The sequence below is a fragment of the Streptomyces sp. NPDC033178 genome (genome assembly GCF_055577685.1).
In genome coordinates, this window is sequence record NZ_JBVIPT010000016.1 from 54,869 (window position 1) to 72,279 (window position 17,411).

A 17,411-nucleotide genomic window follows, 5' to 3' on the forward strand; every position below is an offset into this window, starting at 1 on the left:
CCCGCTTTCGTCGGGAATCCCCCTAGGGCCGGAGGAAACCCGCTCCAAGGGTAGGATGCAAGGGGCAACAACCGCGTCCCAGGGGCGTGTCACGGCCCATGATGTGGGCCGTGACACGCCCTCGTCATTAACTGGCTGCTGCTCACGACGGGCGCGAGCCCGGTCGTCTCGTCCGGGCTCCTGTACGCGCCTCTGCCCAAGCCCGCGGTGACCCGCCCGAGCCGGAGCCGGACAACCGGCCCACCACTCTGGCCGTCTGACGATCCGTCAGCTACCGTCCCCCTGCACCGACATCACCGGCACCCCACCCGGCTCGGCGAAGGGGGACTTTCCCATGCCCGCAACGGTCGTACGTTTCAACCTCGTTGAGCCCGGCGCCACACCCGCCTCGCTCAGCGCCCGCTACAAGGCCGCGCTGGAAATGGCGGCCTATGCCGACGACCGCGGGATGACCACCGCGCAGACCGAGGAGCACCACGGCGTCGACAACAACTGGCTGCCCTCGCCGTTCACCTTCGCGGGTGCGGTCTTCGGCGCGACCCGGCGCATCGCGGTCACCGTCTCGGCGATCATCGGCCCGCTGCACGATCCGCTGCGGCTGGCCGAGGACATCGCCGTACTCGACCTGCTGAGCGGCGGCCGGCTGATCACGGTCGCGGGGATCGGCTACCGGCCCGAGGAGTACGCGATCTTCGACGTGGAGTGGAAGCGGCGCGGCCGTCTCCAGGACGAGCTCCTGGAGACGCTGCTGAAGGCGTGGACCGGCGAGGAGTTCGAGTACCAGGGCCGTACGGTACGGGTCACACCGCGCCCCTTCTCCGATCCGCACCCCCTGCTGCTGGTCGGCGGCTCCTCCAAGGCGGCGGCCCGCCGCGCGGCCCGGCTCGGACTGCCGTTCTTCCCGAGCGCGCATCTGCCGGAGCTGGAGGCCTACTACAAGGAGCGGCTGGTCGAGTACGGCAAGGAGGGCTGGACCATGATGCCCTCGGCGGTCACCCCGCTCCTGCACCTCGCCGAGGACCCGGACCGGGTATGGGCCGAGCACGGCGAGCACTTCCTGCACGAGGCGCGGACGTACGCCTCCTGGCAGTCGTCCGACATCCGCTCGGCGGTGCGGTCGGCGGCCACGACGGTCGACGAGCTGCGCGCCGAGGGCGTCTACCGGATCGTTACGCCGGACGAGTGTCTGGCGCAGGGCCTCGACAGCTACGTACTGCATCCGCTGTCCGGCGGGATGCCGCTCGACGAGGGCTGGCGCAGCATGCACCTGTTCTGCGAGAACGTACTGCCCCGGCTCAAGGGCCTCTAGATCCTGGGACGGATCGTCGGGGGCCGAGCCGGGGCAGTACGTCCTACGGATACGGGGAGAGGGGCAGCGGGGACTTGGCCCTTCTCCCCGAGTTCGGGGAACCGGCGAGGGCTCGCGACTCGCGGAGGCCTCGCCGGGCGGACGGGGCTAACCCATCTCCTCCAGGGTCTTGCCCTTGGTCTCCGTCACGAACTTGAGCACGAACGGGATGGAGAGCGCGGCGAAGACCGTGTAGATCACGTAGGTCAGGGAGAGGTTCCAGTCGGCCAGCGACGGGAAGCTCGCGGTGATGGCCCAGTTGGCGATCCACTGTGCGGAGGCCGCGACGCCGAGGGCGGCGGCGCGGATCTTGTTCGGGAACATCTCGCCGAGGAAGACCCAGACGACGACACCCCAGGAGAGGGCGAAGAAGAGCACGAACACATGGGCGGCGATCAGGGCGACCCAGCCCTGGGTGGCCGGCAGCTTGCCGTCGACGAGGTCGAAGGAGAAGGCCCAGGCCTCCAGGCCGAGCCCGATGACCATGCCCACGGAGCCGATGAGCGCGAGCGGCTTACGGCCGATCCGGTCGACGAAGATCATGGCGATCACGGTGCCGACGATGTTGATGATCGAGGTCGTGAACGAGTAGAAGAACGACTCGGACGGGTCGACGCCGACCGACTGCCACAGTGTCGAGGAGTAGTAGAACGCGACGTTGATGCCGACGAACTGCTGGAAGACCGAGAGGCCGATGCCGATCCAGACGATCGGCTTGAAGAAGAAGGTCCCGCCGAGCAGGTCCTTGAAGACCGACTTGTGCTCGCTCTTCATGGCGTGCTCGATCTCGGCGACGCGGGCGTCCAGGTCGACGCTGTCGCCCTCGACCTCGCGCAGCACCTCGCGGGCGCGCTCGTCCTTGCCCGCGGAGATCAGGAAGCGCGGCGACTCGGGGATCGCGAACGAGAGCAGCCCGTACAGGACGGCCGGGATGACCATGACGCCGAGCATGACCTGCCAGGCTTCCAGGCCCATGATCTCGCCGCGCTGGTCGCCGCCGGCGGCGTTCAGGATGCCCCAGTTGACCAGCTGCGAGATGGCGATGCCGATGACGATCGCGGCCTGCTGGAAGGAGCCGAGCCGTCCTCGGTACGCGGCGGGGGCGACCTCGGCGATGTAGGCCGGGCCGATGACCGAGGCCATACCGATGGCGAAGCCGCCGATGACCCGCCAGAAGGCCAGGTCGTACAGGGCGAAGGGCAGCGCCGACCCGACAGCGCTGACGATGAACAGCACGGCCGAGATCTGCATGCAGCGGATACGGCCGATGCGGTCGGCGATCCGGCCCGCGGTGGCGGCACCGATCGCACAGCCGATCAGTGCGATGGCGATGACCTGGGCCAGGGCCGCGGAACCGATGTCGTAGCGGTCCCGGATGGCCTCGACGGCGCCGTTGATCACGGCACTGTCGTAACCGAAGAGGAAACCGCCCATCGCGGCCGCCGCCGCGATGAAGATGACGTGCCCGAGATGTTCGGGATGAGCCTCACGGGCTCCTGACTTGAGCGGCTGCACTGAGCTGGTCACGTGTAACTCCTCGGGCCACCGGCCTCACTGCCGGGGGTGGGGGTGAGCCCTGCAGGACGGTGTTTTCAGTGGCGCACACGTTTACGCCGCCCACCACCTGAAGGTAAAAGCAACGCCGTCGAGACTATGCCTTCAAGTTTCGAAGTCAACAGGGGGGTAGCTGTGACTTTCGAGGCACCATCTGACGCCTTTGTGTTCAACTCTTAAAGAAAGAGAAACGGTCTGTTAAAGGTGCCTGGCCAGGGGGTCCCCCTCCGGGGGCGCCGACGCTAGCGCAGCCTCTGGCTGATGACCTTCGACACGCCATCCCCCTGCATGGACACGCCATAAAGTGCGTCGGCAACTTCCATCGTCCGCTTCTGATGCGTGATCACGATCAGCTGCGAAGCCTCCTGCAGCTCCTGCATGATCCGGATCAGCCGCTGAAGATTCGTGTCGTCCAGCGCCGCCTCGACCTCGTCCATCACATAGAACGGACTGGGCCGCGCCTTGAAGATCGACACGAGCATGGCGACGGCGGTCAGCGACCGCTCCCCGCCGGACAGCAACGACAGCCGCTTGACCTTCTTCCCCGGCGGCCTCGCCTCCACATCGACACCCGTGGTGAGCATGTTGTCGGGATCGGTCAGGATGAGCCGCCCGTCCCCACCCGGGAACAGCCGGCTGAAGACCCCTTCGAACTCCCGCGCCGTGTCCCAGAACGCCTGGGTGAAGACCTGCTCGACCCGCTCGTCGACCTCCTTCACCACCTGAAGAAGATCGGCACGCGTCTTCTTCAGGTCCTCCAGCTGCTCGCTGAGGAACTTGTGGCGCTCCTCCAGCGCGGAGAACTCCTCCAGGGCGAGCGGGTTGACCTTGCCCAGCTGCTGGTAGGCCCGTTCGGCGGACTTGAGCCGCTTCTCCTGCTCGGCACGGTGGAAGCGCCGGGGCTGGTTGCGCGGATGCTCCGGATCCTCCGGCAGCTCCTCGCCCTCGGCGGGCAGGGAGGGCGGTACGAGCTGGTCGGGGCCGAAGTCCGCGATCAGTCCGGCCGGTTCGACCCCCAGCTCCTCCAGCGCCTTGGCCTCCAACTGCTCGATCCGCATCCGCTTCTCGGCCCCGAGGACCTCGCCGCGGTGCACCGAGTCCGTGAGCTTGTCCAGCTCGGCCTTGAGGTCGCGGCCCTCGTTGCGGGCGACGACGAGATCCTGCTCGCGCCGCGCCTTGGCGCGCTCCGCGGCCGTACGCTCCTCGTCCGCCCGGGCGAGCGAGACCTCGACGTGCGCGAGCAGCTGCCGGGCGCCGGAGGCGACGGCCCCGGCGACGGCGGCCTCGTGCCGCAGCCGCGCCTTGCGCTGCTCGGCACGCGCGCGTGCCTCGCGTTCGGCCCGCGCGGCCCGATCCAGCGAATCGGCCCGCCCGGCAAGCCCCTTGACCCGCTCCTCGTGCGTACGCGTCTGGAGCCGGGCCTCCATCTCGGTCTGCCGGGCGTTGGCCCCGTCGGCCGCGAGCCGGTCCCGTACGGAGGTGTCGGGCTCCTCCTCGAACGGCATCTCCTCGGCGACGGCGAGCCGTTCGGCCAGCTCCTCCGCCTCCTGGACGGCCCGTTCGAGGGCTTCCTGTGCGCGGGCCGCGGCCGCGGTGCTCCGCTCGGCCTCTCCTGCGGCGCCCCGCGCCTGCCCGGCCAACCGCCCGAGCTGCTGGGCGACCTGGGACTTCTGCCGCTCACCGGCCCGCCGACGCTCGCCCAACTCCTCGACGAGAGCGGCCCGTTCCCTGCGCAGCTCGGCGGCCCGGTGCTGTTCCTCGGTCAACTCCTCGCACAGCACGCCCAGTTCGTCCAGCTCGGCCGCCGCCTCGTCCACGGACGCCTGTACTTCGAGCAGGCTCGGCGCCCCGGCGGAACCGCCCTGGGCGAAGTGCGCCCCGAGCAGGTCCCCCTCGGCGGTCACGGCGGTCAGCTCGGGCCGGGAGTAGACGAGATCCTCGGCGTCCTCCAGCGTCCCGACCACGACGATGCCTCGCAGCAGCCGGCGTACGGCGGGCATGAGATCGGAGGGTCCACGGACGAGATCGGCGGCGAACGGCGGACCACCGCGCTCCGGATCTCCCCCGGAGGGCATCTCATCGGCGCCCCCACCGGACTGCCCTCCCGGTACGGCGCCCGGGATGCCGAGCGCGCCCCCGGCGGGCGCGTCCGGCGCCCCCGCCAGCAACAGCGCCGCCCGTCCCCCGTCCTGCTTGCGCAGCAGACGGATGGCGTCCGCCGCCGCGGACGGGCTGGTCACCGCGATCGCGTCCGCCGCCGCTCCGAAGGCGGCCGCGACCGGGACCTCGTGGCCGGGTGTGACGGAGAGCAGTTCGGCCGCCGGGCCCAGCAGACCCGTCAGCCGGTCCTTCGCCACGAGCAGCGCCCCCGTGCCGTCCTTCCGGCGCAGCCCCAGGGACAGGGCCTCGTGGCGGGCCTGCGTGGCGGCGCGCTTGCGTTCGGCCGCGGTGGCCGCCTCGCGGGCCTCGGTCAGGGCGGACTCGGCGTCGGCGAGGGCGCGCTTGGCCGTCTCGTGCCGCTCGGCGAGTTCCTCGTCACCCGCGTCCAGGCCGTCGACCTCGGCCTTGAGCTGCTCGTACTCCTCCTGGGCGGCGACGGCCCGTTCCTGTGCCTCGTCGCGGGCGGAGGCCAGCCGGTCGATCTCCGCCTGGGCGGACGCGGCACGCGAACGGGCCGCGTTGACCTGCCCGTTCAGCCGGGCCAGGCCTTCGCGACGGTCCGCGATGGCGCGGGCCACGTCCTTCAGGCGCCGCTCCTCCACCGCCAGTTCGCGCTCAAGGTCGGCCCGGTGGGAGACGGTGTCCTCCAGGGCCCGCTCGGCCGCTTCCAGGGCGGCTTCGAGCTCGGCCTCCTGTTCACGGATCCGGGCGGCCTCGCGCTCCATGTCCTCGGGGTCGCGCCCGCGCCGCTCCTCCGGCGGCTGGGCGGTCGCGCTCTTGACCCGCGCGTCCGCCAGGGAGACCGTGCCGCGCACCCGCTCGGCCAGCTGCGACAGCTCGTACCAGGTCTGCTGCGCTCGCTGCAGACGCGGGGTGAGCCGCCGCACCTCGTCCTCCAGCATCGCCTCCCGCTGGAGCGCCTTCTTCAGCTCGGCCTCGGCCGCCTCCTTGCGCTCCTTGAGCGCGGCCTCGTCGGCGACCTCGGCCTGGAGCGCCCCCCGGAGCCGTACGAGATCGTCGGCGAGCAGCCGGAGGCGGGCGTCTCGGAGGTCGGCCTGGATCACGGCGGCCCGGCGGGCGACGGCGGCCTGCCGGCCCAGCGGCTTCAACTGGCGCCGCAGTTCGTCCGTGAGGTCCTGCACGCGCGCGAGGTTGGCCTGCATCGCGTCCAGCTTCCGCAGCGCCTTCTCCTTGCGCTTGCGGTGCTTGAGGACGCCCGCGGCCTCTTCGATGAAGGCGCGGCGGCCCATCGGATCGGCGTGCAGGACGGAGTCGAGCTGGCCCTGTCCGACGATGACGTGCATCTCGCGGCCGATGCCGGAGTCGGAGAGGAGTTCCTGGATGTCGAGGAGGCGACACGTGTCGCCGTTGATCTGGTACTCGCTGCCGCCGTTGCGGAACATGATCCGCGTGATGGTGACCTCGGCGTACTCGATGGGCAGCGCGCCGTCGGAGTTGTCGATGGTCAGGGACACCTCGGCGCGGCCGAGCGGGGGCCGCCCGGTGGTGCCGGCGAAGATGACGTCCTCCATCTTGCCGCCGCGCAGCGACTTGGCGCCCTGCTCGCCCATGACCCAGCTGAGGGCGTCCACGACATTGGACTTGCCCGAGCCGTTGGGGCCCACGACACAGGTGATGCCCGGCTCGAACCGCAGCGTGGTCGCCGAGGCGAACGATTTGAACCCGCGCAGGGTCAGGGCCTTGAGGTGCACGCAGCCGGACTCTACCTTCCGGGTGGGTCTCACTCCATGAACGCGCGGTTTCACCCTTGAACGTGCAGGGCACACCAAACGTTAAAGACAGTGAAAGAGTGCGCGGGGGCAAGAAAGAAGGGACGCCGAAGCGTCCCTTGCAACTCTGTCAGCGGCTGACACGGGCAGCCTGCTCACTGGTGGCGACGATGCGATTCAGTGATCAGGTGAGCGCAGGCTCCGCCTGGGGTACGTCGATGCTTTCGAGAAGCGAGTCGTGAGAAGCGGCAGCCGCGAGCGCGTCGTTCTCGGCCTGGATCCGTACGAGCTCGGATTCCAGGTCCTGGACGCGCTGCTGGAGCCGTCGCATCTCGGCAATGAGTCGCGGGTCGGAGCCGCCGACGTAACCGAGAAGCGCCTTTGCCATGATGGATGGTCCTCCACACTGAGTGACCGACCGAAGCGGTGTGGGTCGTGAGGGAATCGCACCCGCGATGCTTGGCACTGACGAGTTTTTGCTGCCGCTCTTACATGCCAAACAGCTAAGGTGCGCGGGGACTTTCAGCGTCTCACCAAAAAGTTTGACGGTCAACACGATCACGCCCCGTATTGGGGGCCAACCCGGGGCGCGCGGCTTGAGAACTGGCGGCGCGGCCACTGTTTCGGGGCCCTGGGGGCGTGGAGATCATCCTTACTCGCGGAGCCTGCCACGACAAGCGATTCTTGGCAACCACCAGGCGCTTTCTGCCCGTGGCAGGTGCCCGGCGCACGCCCCGCGCCCGCTGCCAGGGGTGTTGCGGCCGGTGGAGCGGAGTGGATCTCACCGGATGGCGAAGCCGTCGTAGCCGCCGCGGGGCGTGTCCCAAATCTCAGTGACTCCGTCGACGCGTCCCGGCGTGTCGTCCCCCTGGAGCCAGTCGAGGAGTCGCTGGCATCCGGCCCGAGGGCCTTCGGAGACCACCTGGACCCGTCCGTCCCCCAAATTGAGAGCAAAACCACTCAGGCCGCCGATCTCCAGCGCCTTGGCCCGTGTGTACCAGCGGAAACCCACACCTTGGACCCGTCCGCGTACCCACGCGACCAGCCTTACATCCTCGCTCATGGCTGCACGCTAACCGGCCAAATGCTCTCGGAGCACTTCCTCCCCTTGCGCCATGGGGTACCGTCCCGACCCAATGAGCCTCACTCGTTCGGGTGAGGAACGTTGACCGCAAGGATGAGGAAGGCCAGGAGATGGGACGCCACCGACGCTCCGCCGCCGGCCGCGCCGCCACAGGCCGCGCCACCGGGGTCACACAAACGTACGATACATACGCGGGCGGTTACGCGGCGGCAGACTCGGGTGATTACGCGGGTGAGGGCGACTACGCGACCGCGGGTGACCACCTGACCGCCGGGGACTACCTGAACGGCAGCCCCTACGCGACCGCGGGCATGTACGACTCGCCGGGCGGCATACACGAGACCGGCGACCTCTACTCGAAGAGCGACACCTACCTCTTCGCCGCGGATCCCGCCACCCACGCCACGACCGGCTACGCCCCGGACGGCGGCGCCGGCCGCGGCCACCGCCGCCGCAAGAAGAACGTGACGCCCGTACGCACCGGTCTGCTCGGTGTCTCGGCCGCCGTCGCGATGGGTGCCGTCGCGGTCGCCTCCGGGCTGATCCCGGGCAGCGACAGCCTCTCGATAGGCGGCGGCAACGCGGACAAGGTCCGCGCCCAGGACTCGCCGAGCGACGTGCAGACCCAGGGCGGCACGGACGGCACCACGGACGACCGCGAGGACTCGGGCACGAGCCGTGACCTGGAGCGCTCCGCGTCTCCGACGGTCTCGCCGACGAAGGCCCCGGAGAAGACCGAGAAGAAGACTCCCTCCGCGAAGCCGTCGACCAAGGCTCCCGTCAAGGAGAAGCCGAAGACCGAGCCGACCACCAAGGCGCCGGAGAAGAAGGCACCCGAGAAGGCTCCGTCGAAGGCGGTGTCCACCGCGTCCAAGGCCGAGGCCGAGGTGTTGTCGCTGGTCAACGAGGAGCGGGCGAAGGCCGGCTGCAGTCCGGTGACCGCGTCCAGCACGCTGGCGGCCCTGGCCGAGTCCTTCAGCGAGGACATGGCCGCGCGGGGCTTCTTCGACCACACGGACCCGAGCGGGGCCTCCCCCTGGGACCGCGCGGAGAAGCTCGGCATCTCGAACCTCGGCGGAGAGAACATCGCCCGCGGCCAGGCCGACGCCGCCGCGGTGATGGAGGCCTGGATGAACAGCCCCGGCCACCGCGCGAACATCCTGAACTGCGACTTCAAGACCCTGGGCGTCGGCGCGCACTTCGCGTCGGGCGGCCCCTGGTGGACGCAGGACTTCGGCTACTAGCCGCGCGCGACCGCAGAGGAACACAAAAGGTCACCGAAGAGGGGACGCTAGCGAAAAGTTAGCGCCCCCTCTTCGGTTTGCGCTGCGGCGAGTATTCTGGGCGCATGGACCTCACGGAGCGACCGGACCTCGAGTTCGACGTGTTCTCCAAGGCATGCCCGTCCCGGGGCACGCTGGAGCACGTCACCGGGCGCTGGGGCGCGCTCACGCTGGGGGCGCTGTACGAGGGTTCGTTCCGTTTCAACGAACTGCGCCGGCGCGTCGACGGTGTCAGCGAGAAGATGCTGTCCCAGACCCTGCACGCGCTGGAGCGCGACGGCCTGGTGCACCGCGAGGCCCAGCCGACGAATCCGCCGCGGGTGGACTACGAACTGACGCCGCTGGGCCGCGGGGTCGCCGAGCGCCTGCTGTCCCTCATCCACTTCGTGGAGGGGCGCATGGACGACGTACTGGAAGCGCGCGAGCGTTACGACACGGCGCGCGGGGGCCGCTGACAGCGCGGGCAGAAGTAGCTGGACCGGTTCATCCAGGGCCTGCGCCGCATCAGGGTGCCGCAGCGCCGGCACGGCTGGCCCTCCCTGCCGTACGCGTCGAGCGAGCGGTCGAAGTAGCCCGACTCCCCGTTCACGTTGACGTAGAGGCTGTCGAAACTGGTGCCGCCGACGGCGAGGGCGGCGTTCATCACATCCCGTACGTGGCCCAGGAGTTCGGCCGTGCGTGGGCGCGTGAACCCGGTGGTGGGGCGCTCGTAGTGCAACCGCGCACGCCAAAGCGCCTCGTCCGCATAGATGTTGCCGACGCCGCTGATCAACGACTGGTCCAGCAGGGCGCGTTTGACGGTCGTACGCCGACGCCGCAGCGCCTCGTGGAACGCGTCGTCGTCGAACAGCGGGTCCAGCGGGTCACGGGCGATGTGCGCGATGACGTCGGGCAGCCCGTCGGGCGACGTCTCGTGCAACGACAGCCCGCCGAAGGTCCGTTGGTCGACGAAGCGCAGTTCGGTGTTGAGGGCGTCCTCGAACCGGACGCGGATGCGCAGGTGCTTCTCGTCGGCCGCGTCCTGCGGCTGGACGAGGAGCTGCCCGCTCATCCCGAGGTGCGCGAGAACGGCACTCGGGGAGTCCGCGAGCGGCAGCCAGAGGTACTTGCCACGACGCTGGACCAGTCCGATCCGGTGCCCCTTGAGCCGGGCCCCGAAGTCCTCGCCGCCCGCGATGTGCCGGCGCACCGCGCGCGGGTGCAGCACCTGCACGTCGGCGACGATCCGTCCGCTGACCCAGCGTTCGAGGCCCCGTCGTACGACCTCGACCTCGGGCAGTTCGGGCACGGCTTCTCCTCCGGATGCGTGGGCCGACGACTCGGGCGCCCCGGACCGGGGCCGCGCGCCCGCAGCGTACCGCCGGCGCTCCCGAACACGATCGCCCGCCCCCTCGGACGGGGGACGGGCGATCGGTCACAGCGCCGAACTGCGGTTCGGTCAGGCGGAAGCGGTGTCGGATGCCGCCGTCGAGGGAGCCTCGACGGCTTCCTCGGCCGCCGCGGCCTCCTTGGTGGCTGCGGCCTCCTTGGTGGCTGCGGCCTTCTCGGCTGCCGCGGCCTTCTCAGCAGCCGCGGAAGCTTCGGCTGCCGCGACGGCCTCGGCCTCCACGGAGGCCTTGGCCGCTGCGGACGCCTCGACCTCCGCGGCGGCCTTCGCCACCTTCGCGCGTTCGTCCGCGGCGGAGCGGATCGCACGCCACGCGGATTCCGCGGCCTGCTGCTCCGCCTCCTTCTTGCTGCGGCCGGTGCCGGTGCCGTACGAGACGCCTCCGACGCGGGCAGCAGCAGTGAAGGTCTTCTCGTGGTCCGGGCCGGTCTCGGTGACCAGGTACTCGGGCACGCCGAGCCCCTCGGTCGCCGTGAGCTCCTGGAGACTGGTCTTCCAGTCCAGGCCCGCTCCCAGATTCGAGGATTTCTCGATCAGCGGGTCGAAGAGGCGGTGGACGAGCTCGCCCGCCGCGTCGAGACCCTGGTCGAGATAGACAGCGCCGATCACCGCTTCAAGGGTGTCGGCGAGGATGGACGCCTTGTCCCGGCCGCCCGTGCCCTCTTCGCCCCGGCCGAGCCGGATGAAGGAGCCGAGTTCGAGCCCGCGGCCCACCTCCGCCAGCGCACGCGAATTGACCACCGCGGCCCGCAGCTTGGCCAGTTGGCCTTCTGGCAGGTCGGGGTGGGTGGTGTACAGCGTGTCCGTGACCACAAGGCCGAGCACGGAGTCCCCGAGGAACTCCAGCCGCTCGTTGGTGGGCAGACCGCCGTTCTCGTACGCGTACGAACGGTGGGTCAGTGCACGCACCAGAAGGGCGGACTCGAGCTTGTAGCCGAGCCGCCCTTCCAGAAGCGTGTGGGACGAGGCTGTGTTGTCCGCCTTTTTCTTGGCGTTTGAGTCCGCCTGGGCGTCAGACATCAGACCTCTCACCAGCCGCTCAGACCTCGAGGACCTGGCGCTTGTTGTAGGTGCCGCAAGCGGGGCACGCGATGTGCTGCAGCTTGGGCTCGTGGCAGCGCTCGCACGCAACCAGGGTGGGGACCGCAGCCTTCCACTGCGACCGGCGGTGGCGCGTGTTGCTGCGCGACATCTTCCGCTTCGGAACAGCCACGGCTACTTCTCCTGCTTCTCGTTGGCGCGCGCCGATCGAGGCGCTTCGCCACTCATCTCGTCCTTCTCGCCATCTTCGAGTGAACCGGCGAGTCCCTGCAGTGCCGCCCAACGGATGTCGACGGCGTCGTGTTGGTGGTCCGGGTCGTCCGCGAGCCGGGCTCCGCACTGGGAGCACAGGCCGGGGCAGTCGTCCTGGCACACCGGCTGCATCGGCAGTGCGAGCACCACCGCATCACGCAGCACGGGTTCGAGGTCGAACAAGCCGTCCTCGATGAAGAGCGTGTCCTCGTCGTCCTCGGCGTCGTCGGCCGGCTCCGCTTTCACACGGCCCCGGTCGTCGGCGTCAGGGTACGAGAACATCTCCTGGAAATCCGCTTCGAGCTGCTGCTCGACCGGCTCCAGACACCTTACGCACTCCCCCTTGGCCTGTGCACGGGCGGTGCCTGTGACAAGCACACCTTCCATGACCGACTCAAGGCGGAGGCCGAGCTTCACCGGGGCGCCCTCCGGCACTCCGATGACTCCCTGGATACCGAAATCCTTGGGAGCGTCGATCTCACGGGTCAGGCGCTGCAGCGCGCCAGGACGCCGCCCCAGCTCGTGTGTGTCGAACACGAGAGGGTTGCGGTGGTCGAGGCGGGCTTTCAGGGCCATTCCTGCTTTCGATCTTGAAACTCTGTGGGGCGCCGCCCTTCGGTGCTTCCCGGGCAGCGTTGATCGCGGACGTACACGCGACCGAAGAGCCAGGATACTGGACCTTTCGCTTTCGGCCCAATCCGGCCTCAGCGCCCCTGTTCGTACGCCCTGAGCTGCTCCGCGCTGATCATGGTGGTGTCGAAGAGACTGGTCTCGTCGAGGGCGTTCGCCTGCGCCTGCTGCGGCTGGGGAGCCTGCGGGGCCTGGCCGTACGCCTGCTGAAGATTCGGGTCGTACGCGGCCTGCTGGTCGTAGCCCTGCTGCTGCGGATAGGCCGCGTACGGATCGGCGGTCTGCTGCTGGTAGCCGTATCCGTCCTGCTGCGCGTACTGCTGCTGGTACCCGTACGGATCGGCGGTCTGCTGCTGATAGGCGTACGCGTCCTGCTGGGCGTACTGCTGCTGGGGCACGGCCGCCGGGGCCTGGGGCTGGACGGCCGGCTGGGCGGGCCGCTCGGAGAGGTCCGAGAGGCCGTCCAGGTACTCGGCGTCGGTGGTGTGCTGCGCGTTGCCGTCCTCGGCGAAGCCGCCCAGGTCGCCGAGGTCGTCGCTGGCGATCCGGCCGTGCAGCTTCTGGCGGCCGCGGCCGACGGCGTCCAGGGTCTTGGCGAGCACGGCCTCGAAGGCGCCGAGCTTGACGTCGACGTACTCGTCGGCGTTGCGGCGCAGGGTCTCCGGGTCGTGGCTGCGCTCGGGAGCGTCCTCGTCCTCGTAGCCCTGCTCGTCGGTGCCGGGGCCCGTGCCGAGGAGCTTCTCGCGACCGCGGCCGACGGAGCCGAGGGTCTTGGTGAGGACGACCTCGAAGTTGGCGAGCTTGGAGTCGACGTACTCGTCGGCCTCGGCGCGGACGTCCTCGGCCTCCTTGCGGGCCTCGGAGAGGATGCGGTCCGCCTCGTTCTGCGAGCGGCGGGCGACCTCGGTGTCGGAGATCAGGCTGCCGCGCTCGGCGTGCGCGGACTCGATGATCCGCTCGGCCTCCAGGCGGGCCTGCTCGACCATCTGCTCGCGGCCGCCGATCAGCTCCTCGGCCTGGGCGAGGGAGCCGGGCAGCGCCTGGCGCACCTCTTCGAGCAGGGAGAGGAGCTCGGCGCGGTTGACCACGCACGAGGCCGACATGGGCATGGAACGGGCGCTGCCGACCGCCGAGACGATCTCATCGAGCTTCTTCTGCACGTCCACCGTGTGCTCGCCACTCTCTACAGCTGTGATGGAGACGGACGCCTCGACTGTACGACCACACCCGCCCCTCCCGACACCGGGTGACGCACTGTCAGGTATCCGGAGCTCCGTCAGTCCTTCTTGAGCCGCTCCCTGAGGGCTTGCAGGACCACCGGCGGCACCAGGTGGGCGACGTCGCCGCCCCAGGTCGCGACCTCCTTGACCAGCGAGGAGGACAGGAAGCTGTAGGTGGGGTTGGTCGGGACGAAGAGGGTCTCGACACCGGAGAGGCCGTTGTTCATCTGGGCCATCTGCAGCTCGTAGTCGAAGTCGCTGACCGCGCGCAGGCCCTTGACGATGGCCGGGATGTCGCGCTCCTTGCAGAAGTCGACGAGGAGGCCGTGGAAGGACTCCACCTCGACGTTGCCGAACTCCGCGGTGACCTGGCGGATCAGGTCGATCCGCTCCTCGATCTCGAACAGGCCCCTCTTGGACTGGTTGATCATCACCGCGACGTGCACGACGTCGTACAGCTTGGAGGCTCGGGCGATGATGTCGAGATGTCCGTTGGTAATCGGGTCGAACGACCCGGGACAGACGGCGCGGCGCACTTGAGATCCCTCGCTCTCCGGTCCGGTCATCGTGCGTCTTCGCACGTAGAGGCGGCGCGACCGTACCAAAACGTTCCCTCGCCGTAGCGACGGGACCTCAATGCCTCGAAGCCGTCGGGCCACCGGAATTCGCCACCTCTAGTACTGCGTTCAACGGTGACGAGCGCTTCGCCCGCGAGCCAGCCCCCGGAGCGGAGTGTGAGCAGGATCTCGCGAAGATCGTCGTCCGTGACGGCGTACGGCGGATCGAGAAAGACGAGGTCGTACGGGGCTGCCGGCACCGCCGTACGGATGATCTGTTCCGCTTTGCCGGGTCTGACCTCGGCGCCGGGGAGGCCCAGTGCCTTCACGTTCTCCCGGATCGTGCGGGCCGCGCGGGCGTCGGCCTCCACGAGGAGGGTGTGTCCGGCGCCGCGGCTCAGCGCCTCCAGGCCGACGGCGCCGGAGCCCGCGTACAGGTCGAGGACGCGGTCGCCTTCCAGGGGGCCGCCGAGCAGGGACTGCCAGGTGGAGAAGAGTCCCTCGCGGGCGCGGTCCGAGGTGGGCCTTGTGCCGGTGCCCGGGGGGACTGCCAGGCGTCGTCCGCCGGCCGTGCCGGCGATCACGCGGGTCATCTGGGGTCCTTGCCGGAGGGGATGGTCACGGACCCCAGTCTGGCAGGCGGGGGTGGCGGGTGCGTTTTCTGGACTACGGGGGTGGGGGTCCGCGGTGGGCGCGGCCGCGGGATTGTGGGGGCTGGTCGCGCCCACGCGGCGGAGCCGCATATCGGCACAGCCCCGCGCCCCTTTTGGGGCGCGGCCATGGGAGCCCGGCCATGGAAGCGCAGCCAGGGGCTCAGTCGTCGGAGCGCAGCCGACGGGGCGTGCCCGTGCTCAGCCCTTTTCCAAGTACTGCTCCCTCTCCTCGTCCAGCAGGGCCTGGAGTGCCGTGCGCAGGCCGGGGAGGTGTTCCAGGTCCGGGTCGGACGCGACCACCGCGGACGCCTCCTCGCGGGCCTCGGCGATGATCTCCTCGTCGTCGATGACGGCGAGCATCCGCAGTGAGGTGCGGGCGCCGGACTGGGCCTGGCCGAGGACATCGCCCTCGCGGCGCTGTTCGAGGTCGATGCGGGAGAGCTCGAAGCCGTCGAGGGTGGAGGCGACCGCGGTCAGCCGCTGGCGGGCCGGGCTGGCCTCGGCCATCTCGGTGACCAGGAGGCAGAGGCCCGGGGCGGAGCCACGGCCGACGCGGCCGCGCAGCTGGTGGAGCTGGGAGACGCCGAACCGGTCGGCGTCCATGATCACCATCGCGGTGGCGTTCGGGACGTTCACCCCGACCTCGATGACCGTCGTGGCGACCAGCACGTCCGTCTCACCCGCGGCGAAGCGGCGCATCACGGCGTCCTTGTCGTCCGGGGGCATACGGCCGTGCAGGACCTCGACCTTCAGTCCCTGGAGCGGGCCCTTGGCCAGCTGGTCGGCGACGTCGAGGACGGCGAGGGGCGGGCGCTTCTCGGCCTCGTCCTCGGGGGACGGCTTCTTCCTGGACTTCTTCGGGTCGTCGTCCTCGTCGCCGATGCGCGGGCAGACCACGTACGCCTGATGGCCGTTGGACACCTCCTCTCGCACGCGCTCCCACGCGCGCGAGAGGAAGTGGGGCTTGTCGGCGGCCGGGACGACATGGCTGGCGATGGGCGAGCGGCCGGCGGGGAGCTGGTCCAGGACGGACGTCTCCAGGTCGCCGAAGACGGTCATGGCGACCGTGCGCGGGATCGGGGTGGCGGTCATCACGAGGAGGTGCGGGGGCTGTTTGCCCTTGCCGCGCAGGGCGTCTCGCTGCTCGACGCCGAACCGGTGCTGTTCGTCCACCACGACCAGGCCCAGGTCGTGGAACTGCACCTTGTCCTCGATCAGCGCATGCGTCCCGATGACGATCCCCGCCTCCGCGGTGACCAGGTCGAGCAGTGCCTGTCGCCGCCCGGCCGCCCCCATGGACCCGGTGAGCAGCACCACCTTGGTGGAGTGCTCGGCGCCACCGAGCATCCCGCCCTCGGCCAGCTCCCCCATCATCTCCGTGATCGACCGGTGGTGCTGCTGGGCGAGCACCTCGGTGGGCGCGAGCATCGCGGCCTGACCGCCCGCGTCGACGACGGCGAGCATGGCGCGCAGCGCGACCATCGTCTTTCCGGAACCGACCTCTCCCTGCAGCAGCCGGTGCATCGGATGTTCGGTGGCCAGGTCGTCGAAGATCTCCTTGGTGACCTTCTGCTGGCCCTCGGTGAGGGTGAAGGGGAGCTTGGCGTCGAAGGCGGAGAGCAGGCCGTCCTTCTTGGGTCTGCGGGCCACGGCGGGCAGTTGGGCGTCCGCGTGACGGCGGCGGGCCAGGGCGACCTGGAGGACGAAGGCCTCGTCCCACTTCAGGCGGGAGCGGGCGTCCTCGATGTCCGCCTTGGTGTGCGGGCGGTGGATCTTCAGCAGGGCCTCGGGGAGGGGGACCAGACCGCGGCCGGCCCGCAGGGAGTCGGGCAGCGGATCGGTGGCCTCCTGGGCGCTCGGCAGCACCGTCTGGACCGCCTTGGCGATCTTCCAGGACTCCAGCTTGGCGGTGGCGGGATAGAGCGGGATGAGGGCACCCGCCCAGGTGTCCACCGTCTCGGACACGTCCTCGCCGCGCAGCAGCTCGTACGCCGGGTGGGCCAGCTGGAGGCGGCGGTTGAAGACGGAGACCTTGCCCGCGAACAGCGCGCGGGTGCCGGGCAGGAGCTCCTTGTGGGGCTTGTGCACGCCGTTGCCGAAGAAGACCAGCTTGAGCTGGCCGCTGCCGTCCGTGATGGTCACTTCGAGGCGCTGGCCCTTGCCGCGGGGGGCCTTGGGCGAGGAGAAGGTGAGCAGGCGGGCGTCGGCGACCTGGGCGACCACCGTCGCGTGCTCGTCCAGGGGCAGGTCGGCGAGGTGGGTGAGCTGGCCGCGCTCCTCGTACCTGCGGGGATAGTGGTGCAGCAGGTCGCCGACGGTGTGCAGGCCGAGGTGCTCGGCCATCACCTTCGCGGTGGCGGGTCCGAGCACCTTCTTCAGTGGTTCTTCGAGCGCGGGCACGAGATCCATTGCACACCACCGCACTGACAATGCCGTATACGTCCCGGAAATCCGCTGGTCAGACGGCTGGTTCGGGGCCTAGGATGTCCGGCTCCGGCCCTGTTCGCGGTCA

15 protein-coding genes are annotated in these 17,411 nt (G+C 69.9%); 3 read left to right on the forward strand and 12 right to left on the reverse strand.

Going from position 1 to position 17,411, the window contains the following annotated elements:
- The first annotated feature begins 334 nt into the window (after nucleotides 1-334).
- Complete coding sequence (locus ACZ5VQ_RS33915; RefSeq protein ID WP_469108304.1) at nucleotides 335-1,309, forward strand: LLM class flavin-dependent oxidoreductase; 975 nt, start codon at nucleotides 335-337, stop codon at nucleotides 1,307-1,309.
- A gap of 147 nt (nucleotides 1,310-1,456) precedes the next feature.
- Here the strand turns inward: ACZ5VQ_RS33915 and ACZ5VQ_RS33920 are convergent, their stop codons facing one another.
- From ACZ5VQ_RS33920 to ACZ5VQ_RS33935, 4 genes are all read right to left on the reverse strand, one after another.
- Entirely contained in the window at nucleotides 1,457-2,875 is a 1,419-nt protein-coding gene (locus tag ACZ5VQ_RS33920; RefSeq protein ID WP_469108305.1) for a sugar porter family MFS transporter, read from the reverse strand.
- Between the two features lie 269 nt (nucleotides 2,876-3,144).
- On the reverse strand, nucleotides 3,145-6,774 hold the full coding sequence (smc, locus tag ACZ5VQ_RS33925) for a chromosome segregation protein SMC (RefSeq protein WP_469108306.1): 3,630 nt from the start codon (nucleotides 6,772-6,774) through the stop codon (nucleotides 3,145-3,147).
- Between the two features lie 202 nt (nucleotides 6,775-6,976).
- Nucleotides 6,977-7,180, reverse strand: coding sequence for a hypothetical protein (locus ACZ5VQ_RS33930; RefSeq protein ID WP_028802434.1), 204 nt, complete (start codon nucleotides 7,178-7,180; stop codon nucleotides 6,977-6,979).
- 393 nt (nucleotides 7,181-7,573) lie between these two features.
- Entirely contained in the window at nucleotides 7,574-7,855 is a 282-nt protein-coding gene (locus tag ACZ5VQ_RS33935; protein ID WP_143640652.1) for an acylphosphatase, read from the reverse strand.
- Nucleotides 7,856-7,986: 131 nt separating this feature from the next.
- Between ACZ5VQ_RS33935 and ACZ5VQ_RS33940 the strand changes: the two genes are divergently transcribed.
- Entirely contained in the window at nucleotides 7,987-9,120 is a 1,134-nt protein-coding gene (locus ACZ5VQ_RS33940) for a CAP domain-containing protein (protein WP_469108307.1), read from the forward strand.
- 104 nt (nucleotides 9,121-9,224) lie between these two features.
- On the forward strand, nucleotides 9,225-9,614 hold the full coding sequence (locus ACZ5VQ_RS33945; protein ID WP_469108308.1) for a winged helix-turn-helix transcriptional regulator: 390 nt from the start codon (nucleotides 9,225-9,227) through the stop codon (nucleotides 9,612-9,614).
- On the opposite strand, the gene mutM is transcribed toward ACZ5VQ_RS33945, so the two are convergent.
- The 8 genes from mutM to recG form a co-directional block, all read right to left on the reverse strand.
- Nucleotides 9,587-10,447 carry a bifunctional DNA-formamidopyrimidine glycosylase/DNA-(apurinic or apyrimidinic site) lyase gene (gene mutM / locus ACZ5VQ_RS33950; RefSeq protein ID WP_362075673.1) on the reverse strand — a complete coding sequence of 287 codons (861 nt, stop codon included), beginning with the start codon at nucleotides 10,445-10,447 and terminating at the stop codon, nucleotides 9,587-9,589. The genes ACZ5VQ_RS33945 and mutM overlap by 28 nt on opposite strands.
- 150 nt (nucleotides 10,448-10,597) lie before the next feature.
- Entirely contained in the window at nucleotides 10,598-11,566 is a 969-nt protein-coding gene (gene rnc, locus ACZ5VQ_RS33955) for a ribonuclease III (RefSeq protein ID WP_469108309.1), read from the reverse strand.
- Between the two features lie 19 nt (nucleotides 11,567-11,585).
- A complete protein-coding gene (gene rpmF / locus ACZ5VQ_RS33960) occupies nucleotides 11,586-11,759 on the reverse strand; it encodes a 50S ribosomal protein L32 (RefSeq protein ID WP_006139588.1) in 174 nt (57 codons plus the stop codon).
- 2 nt (nucleotides 11,760-11,761) lie between these two features.
- Nucleotides 11,762-12,415, reverse strand: a complete 654-nt coding sequence (locus ACZ5VQ_RS33965) for a YceD family protein (protein ID WP_469108310.1) — start codon at nucleotides 12,413-12,415, stop codon at nucleotides 11,762-11,764.
- Between the two features lie 128 nt (nucleotides 12,416-12,543).
- Entirely contained in the window at nucleotides 12,544-13,635 is a 1,092-nt protein-coding gene (locus ACZ5VQ_RS33970; protein ID WP_362075663.1) for an ATP synthase F0 subunit B, read from the reverse strand.
- A 110-nt stretch (nucleotides 13,636-13,745) separates the two neighbouring features.
- Nucleotides 13,746-14,225, reverse strand: a complete 480-nt coding sequence (gene coaD / locus ACZ5VQ_RS33975; RefSeq protein WP_469108447.1) for a pantetheine-phosphate adenylyltransferase — start codon at nucleotides 14,223-14,225, stop codon at nucleotides 13,746-13,748.
- Nucleotides 14,226-14,251: 26 nt separating this feature from the next.
- Entirely contained in the window at nucleotides 14,252-14,989 is a 738-nt protein-coding gene (gene rsmD, locus ACZ5VQ_RS33980) for a 16S rRNA (guanine(966)-N(2))-methyltransferase RsmD (protein ID WP_469108311.1), read from the reverse strand.
- A gap of 108 nt (nucleotides 14,990-15,097) precedes the next feature.
- The gene (recG, locus tag ACZ5VQ_RS33985) at nucleotides 15,098-17,308 is read right to left on the reverse strand and encodes an ATP-dependent DNA helicase RecG (protein WP_469108312.1); all 2,211 of its coding nucleotides are present in this window, start codon (nucleotides 17,306-17,308) and stop codon (nucleotides 15,098-15,100) included.
- Nucleotides 17,309-17,411: the final 103 nt, after the last annotated feature.